Annotated in this window: 5 protein-coding genes; all 5 read left to right on the top strand. The window is 54.4% G+C overall.

The genetic code is table 11. The features are described from left to right. Positions 1–158 precede the first annotated feature (158 nt). The 5 genes from RCF13_RS06760 to RCF13_RS06740 are packed head-to-tail and all read left to right on the top strand — an operon-like array spanning position 159 to position 1,160. Positions 159–335, top strand: coding sequence for a hypothetical protein (locus tag RCF13_RS06760; RefSeq protein WP_308140992.1), 177 nt, complete (start codon positions 159–161; stop codon positions 333–335). Continuing rightward, the gene (locus RCF13_RS06755) at positions 325–573 is read left to right on the top strand and encodes a hypothetical protein (RefSeq protein WP_113463053.1); all 249 of its coding nucleotides are present in this window, start codon (positions 325–327) and stop codon (positions 571–573) included. The genes RCF13_RS06760 and RCF13_RS06755 overlap by 11 nt, the downstream gene beginning before the upstream one ends. Then, complete coding sequence (locus RCF13_RS06750) at positions 570–800, top strand: hypothetical protein (RefSeq protein WP_308140991.1); 231 nt, start codon at positions 570–572, stop codon at positions 798–800. Before RCF13_RS06755 ends, RCF13_RS06750 begins: the two co-directional genes overlap by 4 nt. Continuing rightward, complete coding sequence (locus RCF13_RS06745; RefSeq protein WP_308140990.1) at positions 793–1,005, top strand: hypothetical protein; 213 nt, start codon at positions 793–795, stop codon at positions 1,003–1,005. The genes RCF13_RS06750 and RCF13_RS06745 overlap by 8 nt, the downstream gene beginning before the upstream one ends. A 2-nt stretch (positions 1,006–1,007) precedes the next feature. Further along, positions 1,008–1,160 carry a hypothetical protein gene (locus RCF13_RS06740; protein WP_308140989.1) on the top strand — a complete coding sequence of 51 codons (153 nt, stop codon included), beginning with the start codon at positions 1,008–1,010 and terminating at the stop codon, positions 1,158–1,160. Positions 1,161–1,242 lie beyond the last annotated feature (82 nt).

The following is a 1,242-nucleotide window of genomic DNA, read 5'->3' as shown; positions in this document are numbered from 1 at the left end:
CTGTCCCGCGCTGCGCATATGGCAGTGCACTTCGTCAGACAGTACCCGGATCGAATGGGCTTTCGAAACGGTGTCGTATTCTCGAATACCGACTTGTCGTGCCCGCTCTACATCTATCGCACCAAGACACAAATCGTTGTTCGTGGGGAGGCCAGCAAATGACACCAAAACCAGGCAGCAAGGAAGCAACCGAACTGGGATGCACCTGCCCTGTCATCGATAACGGCTATGGCAAAGGCTACATGGGCGGTGTGAAGGACAAGGACGGAAACGTCATGTTCGTCATCAATGCTAGTTGCTCGATCCATGGCGAGGAGGCCGGCAATGCCGAGTAAGGAACACCTAGCGCTCAAGTTCGACATTTGCACGATCTTGCAAAGCGCCAAACCAGATGAAACGGTGAAAACCGCCGGTCTCATCCTATCCACCATCCGCGCCGCTCTACAGGAGCCGACAGAGGGGATGCTGGCCGCAGCTAATGAGGAAGATTGGGATGCAGATTATGACATAACGTTCAGCGATTGCTGGCGCGCCATGCTCGCCGCATCCGCACTTGGGGAGCAGAGCGAATGAAGCTGACATTCGAAAAGTGTTTTGCCGCATACTGGCTTATTGCGTTGCTGACGTTTGGTTACGTGGCATCTGGAACGAACTGTGGGCCATCAATCTATTCAACCAACTCAGGGCCTGAATGCGTCGTTTTCAAAGGGATGGCGGGCGGTGCGCTCTGGCCGCTTTACTGGTCGTGGGAAGGCTTCTCTATCGGTCGCCAAGCCCTGAAAGGCGGTGACCATGGGTAAGCTGACGGAAGCAGAATTTGCGCAACAGTGTGCATTCATCGCTAAGAACGCGGCAGATTGGGCATCGTCAATCTTAGAGATCGGAGAAGCTCTAAACGATCCTGCCAGGTTAACGACTGTGTGCCGCTTCACAGATGAAATGCGTCAACGGCTTGATCATCTCGACCGGAAGGCAGGCCGCGCCGCACTGCGGGAAAGGGAGTGAGGATGAACAAGCGCACCTTTGACCGTATCAAGGAAGGCTTAGACGAGTTGCGCGAGCGCATCCCGGAACTCGTTGAAGACACGCTTCGCCGGTATCCGAAAACGATGGACGCTTTGAAAAGGGCGGAAGAAGCCGACAAGAAGGAGGCAGAGTGAGGATGAGCGACATTCCTATGATCATCCAATGGCGCGGAACCGACATTCGCAAGTTGTCAAAGGACGAACTTCTGACAGTTGT

Origin of the sequence: Stenotrophomonas maltophilia group sp. RNC7 (assembly GCF_030910085.1) — a bacterium.
GTDB lineage: Bacteria > Pseudomonadota > Gammaproteobacteria > Xanthomonadales > Xanthomonadaceae > Stenotrophomonas > Stenotrophomonas sepilia.
Note: the sequence above shows the minus strand (reverse complement) of the source record. Positions and strands in the feature narration are given on the sequence as shown.

Excerpts from the sequence above, each read along its gene's own strand:
- RCF13_RS06760 (WP_308140992.1), top strand. The coding sequence starts at position 159 with ATGACACCAAAACCAGGCAGCAAGGAAGCAACCGAACTGGGATGCACC.
- RCF13_RS06755 (WP_113463053.1), top strand. The coding sequence starts at position 325 with ATGCCGAGTAAGGAACACCTAGCGCTCAAGTTCGACATTTGCACGATC.
- RCF13_RS06750 (WP_308140991.1), top strand. The coding sequence starts at position 570 with ATGAAGCTGACATTCGAAAAGTGTTTTGCCGCATACTGGCTTATTGCG.
- RCF13_RS06745 (WP_308140990.1), top strand. The coding sequence starts at position 793 with ATGGGTAAGCTGACGGAAGCAGAATTTGCGCAACAGTGTGCATTCATC.
- RCF13_RS06740 (WP_308140989.1), top strand. The coding sequence starts at position 1,008 with ATGAACAAGCGCACCTTTGACCGTATCAAGGAAGGCTTAGACGAGTTG.